At 63.2% G+C, this 5975-nt stretch carries 4 protein-coding genes and 1 pseudogene; 3 read left to right on the top strand and 2 right to left on the bottom strand.

What is annotated here, in order from left to right; genetic code table 11:
• Window positions 1-63 precede the first annotated feature (63 nt).
• Complete coding sequence (locus CGU34_RS06265; protein ID WP_100813506.1) at window positions 64-1413, top strand: IS256 family transposase; 1350 nt, start codon at window positions 64-66, stop codon at window positions 1411-1413.
• A 42-nt stretch (window positions 1414-1455) separates the two neighbouring features.
• Here the strand turns inward: CGU34_RS06265 and CGU34_RS06260 are convergent.
• A pseudogene (locus CGU34_RS06260) lies at window positions 1456-1839 on the bottom strand (helix-turn-helix domain-containing protein); the annotation flags it as partial.
• 216 nt (window positions 1840-2055) lie between these two features.
• On the opposite strand from CGU34_RS06260, the gene CGU34_RS06255 reads away from it, so the two are divergent.
• Window positions 2056-2589, top strand: coding sequence for a DUF488 domain-containing protein (locus tag CGU34_RS06255; RefSeq protein WP_100813633.1), 534 nt, complete (start codon window positions 2056-2058; stop codon window positions 2587-2589).
• A 1119-nt stretch (window positions 2590-3708) separates the two neighbouring features.
• On the top strand, window positions 3709-4119 hold the full coding sequence (locus CGU34_RS06250) for a GreA/GreB family elongation factor (protein WP_100813632.1): 411 nt from the start codon (window positions 3709-3711) through the stop codon (window positions 4117-4119).
• Window positions 4120-4590: 471 nt separating this feature from the next.
• Here CGU34_RS06250 and CGU34_RS06245 read toward each other — a convergent pair whose 3' ends face one another.
• Complete coding sequence (locus CGU34_RS06245; RefSeq protein WP_100809674.1) at window positions 4591-5859, bottom strand: IS256 family transposase; 1269 nt, start codon at window positions 5857-5859, stop codon at window positions 4591-4593.
• Between the last annotated feature and the right edge of the window lie 116 nt (window positions 5860-5975).

Raw genomic sequence — 5975 nt, 5'->3', positions numbered from 1 at the left:
GAGGGTGTCAGATCGTTTGTGTAAGGGGTGTCTGCTTCTTATGGAAGGACGACACTGATGACCATGATCGACAAAGAAGCTCGAGCGGAGCGACGGCGACGGCAGGAGGAAGGCTCCAGACGGCTGCGTGAGTCGGGGGTGCTGGATGATCTGTTCGCGAAGATTGATGCTGGCGAGGTGCAGCTCGATGGCAGGGACGGGTTGATCCAGCAGTTGATCAAGACGGGTCTCGAGCGTGGTCTGGGCGCTGAGCTGACCGAACATGTCGGTTACGAGCGTGGTGATCCCGAGGCGCCGCTGCATGACAACTCCCGCAATGGTTCGTTCCCGAAGACGGTCTCGACGGTCGCTGGCGATGTCGAACTCTCGATCCCGCGGGACCGGAACGGGACGTTCATCCCGAGGCTGGTGCCGGTCGGCCAGCGTCGCCTCGGCGGGTTGGACGAGATGATCGTGTCGCTTTATGCCGGCGGAATGACGGTGCGCGATATCGAACACCACTTGGCGTCGACGATCGGCACCGAGATCAGTCGCGAGACGATCTCCAAGATCGTCGACGAGATCTCCGACGAGGTCCTTGCCTGGCAGTCTCGGCCGCTGGAAGCGTTCTACCCGGTCATCTACTTGGACGCGATCGTGGTGAAAGTCCGCGACGGCGGACACGTGCGCAACAAGGCCGCTCACATCGCGGTCGGCGTCGATATGGAAGGCGTCAAGCACGTCCTGGGCATTTGGGTGCAGCAAGCCGAGGGCGCGAAGTTCTGGGCCTCCGTCTGCGCCGAGCTCGCCAATCGCGGCGTCCGCGACGTGCTCATCGTCTGCTGCGATGGGCTCACCGGCTTCCCAGAAGCGATCGAGGCGACCTGGCCTGAATCGCTCGTGCAGACCTGCGTCGTTCATCTGATCCGAGCGTCAATGCGGTTCGTCTCCTACGGGCAACGCAAAGCCGTCGCCGCCGCGTTGAAGCTGATCTATCAAGCCCCCGACGCGGACGCGGCGAGGGCAGCGCTGGAGGCGTTCGCGGCCTCCGATCTGGGTCAGGGCAATCCGCACACGGTCGCCGCGTTCGAGAACGCGTGGGAGCGGTTCACCCCGTTCCTGGGGTTCCCGCCCGAAGTCAGGCGGGTGGTCTATACGACGAACGCGATCGAGTCGCTGAACTTCCAGCTGCGGAAAGTGACCAAGAACCGGGGTCACTTCCCGAACGACGCGGCAGTCGTCAAGCTGCTCTGGCTCGCGATCTGCAACATCGAAGACAAGCGAGCCCTCGAGCGGGCGAAGGAACGCGGCAAGCCCTCGAACGAACGCAAAGCCCCACCGCGGCTGGTCGAAGGCGCCGTCACCACGAACTGGAAGAAGGCGCTCTCGCAGCTCGCGATCGCGTTCCCCGACCGAATCAACCCCTACCTCTGACCACCCACCGATGCCCGCTTACACAAACAACTTGACAGGCTCGCGCCGCACCGGCAGTCCGGTCGCCTTGTCCAACTGCGACAGGTGTGGCATCCGGTAACGACGCAGCACGTTCTCCACCGTCGAGCGGGACAGGTGCAGGTGCCAGGCGATCCGATGCGAGCCCCACCGCCTCGCGAACCTCAACGACACGATCCGTCTCTCCGTCCGTCGCGCCGTTCGCGATGGGGACATCAGCGGACGTGAGGACAGATCGCGCATCCCCGCGGTGCCTGCGGCCCGATACCGGTCTGCCCACTTCTTCGCTGTCGCCGGAGAGCAGCTGAACCTTTCCGCTGCTCTCCGCAACGGCCAACGAGAATCGACAACAAGCTTCGCCAGCCGCAGACGACCGGTTTCGGACAAGGGAGCATTAGCGTGAGTCACGAGGACCTCCGGTGGTCGAAATGAGTGTGGTAACCCACTTCGATATCGGAGGTCCTCCCAATTCACCTCACGCCACGCTGATCACAACCTCCGGGAGAGCTACATCTAGAACACCGAATCGTCCCACCCAAGACCTCCACGATCGGACAGGAACACCCATGAACAGGCACCGGGTCACTGCGCTGGCCAGAACCTGTTGAGCACATAGCGGCGCGGATGGTAGTCATACATACCATCGGGCACTCGACGCGCGATTTTGAAGACGTCGTCTCGATGCTCAGGAGCAACACGGTCACCCAGTTGGTGGACGTGCGCTCGTTCCCGTCGTCGCGAAAGTTTCCGCAATGGGATCGCGAACACATTCAGAGCGCCCTGCCGCCTGACATCGGATATCAGTGGATTCGCGCGCTCGGTGGGCGTCGGCATACGGCGGCCGGTGTGGCGAGTTCGAACGGTGGGTGGCGGGTGAAGGCTTTCCGCGACTATGCCGATTACATGAGAACAGACGCCTTTCAGGCCGGTTTGGACGAGTTGATCGGACTTGTCGCCGACTCCTCGCCGGCAATCATGTGCAGCGAAGCAGTCCCGTGGCGATGCCACCGACGATTGATCACAGATGCTCTACTCGTTCGCGGTGTCTCGGTCTACAACATCATGTCGCCCACACTCACGCAGCCCGCTGTACTTACACCGTTCGCTCACGTGGCGGACGGATACATCACCTACCAGCCAGGGGACAAGGGCACATGACGGGCCAATCGCACGCAACTAGGTCGGTCCGCGTGCGGCGAAAGTAAGCGGAGGCGCGCGCCACTGGTGGGCGACGCGGAGCGAGCCCGGACCCGACCGTCCTCATGCGCGAGCGCTGCAGAATGAACGCGGATGAGCTGCGCGCAGCTTTTTCGTTGCGGATCGGTCCGACCGGGGAGTGGAGCATGCGTGGCCGGCCCCGCGGTCTTTCGGCCCGGCGCGGGGCCGGGCAAGCCCGGCCGCAGTGCGCTTGTCGAGGTTGAACCGGGCAGTGCTGACACGGGGACCAAGGCGTCCGGCGACGTCTGCAGCGTCCAGCGGCTCCCAGTTCGCTATCAGGACGCCAGGACCTGGCGACGGCTTGGCGAAACCAAGCACGCGCGGGAACCTCCGCTTCCGCCGGTTGTCGAATCGATGATGGCATCGTCGCCCGGTCTCGAAGCCCAACATCCTCAGCGCCGATCGTATCGCCGCAGGCCGGAGTGCCGGGTCGCCGTCCGCCAGACCGGTGCCGGGCCAGCGCGGCTGAAGTCCCTGGCGTCGGAGGCCGTAGACACGCCTGTAACTGACTGAAGGGTCGAGTTTGTGCGGCGGGGGCCTGGGACTACTTCTCATTTGACGGCGCAAAGACGGGCTCTGACGGTGGGGCTGATGCCCCACCGTCAGAGAGTCGAGTGGGCTTCAGTTAGAGCCGGCTCCTTGCCCGCCTTCGAGGCGCAACAGCTTTTCGGGCAATGGCTGTTCTCATTGAGTCGACCCGCTCGAAGGCGAATGGGCGGCAGTCCTGCCGGACGCTGACCTTGTTGCTATGGCCTACCGGCTCTTGCGCGGTTTGATGAATTCGCTCCCTGCGGCCTTATCCCGCTTTGCTTCCCGCTTTTCTTTGAGTGACAATTTCGCTTCCTTCTTCGTGGAGCTGCCACGCGGTGCTTTGCCTGCCATTGCATCATCCGTCCCTTCTCAGCGGGTGTGGTTCGATGAACCATAGCCCGTCCTGGAGAAAAGGCAAATTACCCCTGATCGGGAAATCCTCGGTCGTTGAGATCTGTTCTCGGCTAGACTCATTGTTCCCCGCACACCACTTCGACGCGCGTTCGCCGGAAATGAAGGACGTTCCAAATGATGATTTCCACCCCCGTATGGACGACGCCTGCCGCCCGCGACCGCCTCACTCAAGAGCTCTCGGATCTCGAACGGAGAGCCGAGATCGGCGAAGACGTCGATGGGGCGCGCATGCTGCAGGTGCGAGACACGTTGCGCAATGCCGAAGTGGATCGTAAGCCAGACGACGGCCTCGTCGAGGCCGGGATGACGGTCACCATCCGCTTCGACAACGGGTCGACTACGACGTTCCTCTTGGGTGACCGGGAGCTGGCGTCGCTTGATCCCGACGTGGCGATCAGCGTCTACTCGCCAACGTCACCGCTCGGGTCGGCGATTTCAGGAAGATACGTGCAGGACGCGGTCACATTCGACGCCCCCTCAGGACCACTACAGGTCACGATTCTGGCGGCGGTGCCGTTCGGCTGAACCGGAGCACACTCGGTCTTCGATACCGGATATAGGTTCTCGCATGCAGGGTCACCTCCACCTACCTCGATGCGAGACGCTCCTAGTTACCTGGACGGGAAAGCCAACGTCGAGGCACGCGGCGACGTTCCGGATTTCATGCGGTTCAGGTCGCAACGGCGTCAGCGACTCGGTCGTTGGCATTGGAGCGTGCTCGAGCTCGAGGTTATCTAGTTCGCACGAATTCAGTCGTCGTGACGGGATCGTCAGCCGTGCCCGGCACTCTAGCCGGAACACGGCACTGCTCTTAGAGATTAACCGCCACCTGCACGCCGAGCGGGCGGCAGATTAGCGCACGACTGCCCACGGCACCAAACTTTAATGACTCAGCTTGCTGGCTCAGTTTCGATGGGAATATGAACTTTTGAGCGCATGAACGGGTCAAGTCCCGTGTTGTGGTGTCAATCCGGCTGCTTCCTTGATGGGTGAGGGTCAGGCGGTGAGGAACAGGTCGGGGCGCTCAGGCTCGGCGTGGTCTTGGAGTGTGTGGACGAGTTTGCGCATGGAGATGTCGGAGAGGTAGCGGCGTTCACCGTATTGCCATTCCTCGTGCTGCTCCTGCAGGACGGCGCCGATGAGGCGGGTGACGGAGTCGCGGTCGGGGAAGATCTGCACGACGTCGGCGCGGCGTTTGATCTCACGGTTGAGGCGCTCGATCGGGTTGTTGGACCAGACCTTCTGCCAATGCTCACGCGGGAGCGGCGCGAATCCGGTGAGGTCTGCTTCGGCAGCATTGAGCATGTCTGCGATCTCCGGGAACGACCCGCGGAGGGACGTGGAGACCTGGTGATACTGGGCGATCACGGCCTCGGGGGTGGTCTGCGCGAAGATCGTCGAGATCAGCGCGTTGACGGGCTTGGAGCGTGCCGATCCGAGCTTCTGGGTGACGTTACGAGCGAAGTGGACGCGGCATCTCTGCCAGCCCGATCCGGGGAGGATCGCTTTGACGGCGGCTTTGATGCCGGCGTGAGCGTCGGACGTGACGAGGGTCACGCCGAGCGGGTCTGTGTCGGTGGAGACTTTCAGACCGCGGTCGCGGAGGGAGCGGAGGAACTCGGTCCAGAAGTCCGTCGTCTCCGCGTCGCCGAGAGCCATCCCGAGGATCTCCCGACGGCCGTCGCCGCTGACCCCGGTCGCGACGATGAGGGCTTGGGAGAGAACCCGGCCACGGTGGCGCACGTCGAGGTAGGTGGCGTCCAGGAACAGGTACGGGAACCAGGTGTGATCGAGCCGGCGGTGCAGAAACTCGTGCACCACCTCATCGATCTCGGAGCAGATGCGGGAGACGGTGGACCGGCTGATGCCGGTGTCGTTGCCCAGCGCGCGGACGAGCTGGTCGACCTTGCGGGTGGAGACTCCGTCGATCCAGGCCTGGCAGATCACCGCGTAGAGCGCCTTGTCGACACGGCGGCGTGGGCTGAGCAGGCTCGGGAAGAACGACCCCTCCCGCAGCTTCGGAATCTGAATGTCGACCTCCCCCGCGGGCGTGGCGAGCGTCTTCGCGCGAGCACCGTTGCGACGCGTGGTGCGCTCCGCCGTGCGTTCGTAACGGGCCGCGCCGATCTTCGCGGTCGCTTCCGCGTCAACAAGGTCCTGCAGCCCCGCCTGCAGCATCCGACGGAACACGTCGGAATGGGCGAGGTCAGGATCGGCGAGGACTTCTGCGATCAGGGTCGTCAAGGCAGACTGATTCTGGGTCATCGTGGGATCTCTTCTTTGCTTCTTGGCGGAAACAACTGGTCATCCCACGATGGCCCTCCTACGTCAACGACGACGAGAACCCCGCAGGAATTGACACCAAGCTACGAGACGCACCC

It is taken from the genome of Microbacterium lacus (assembly GCF_002812805.1).
GTDB lineage: Bacteria > Actinomycetota > Actinomycetes > Actinomycetales > Microbacteriaceae > Microbacterium > Microbacterium lacus_A.
The sequence above is the reverse complement of the archived record's forward strand: the minus strand, read 5'-3'. Positions and strand labels throughout refer to the sequence as shown.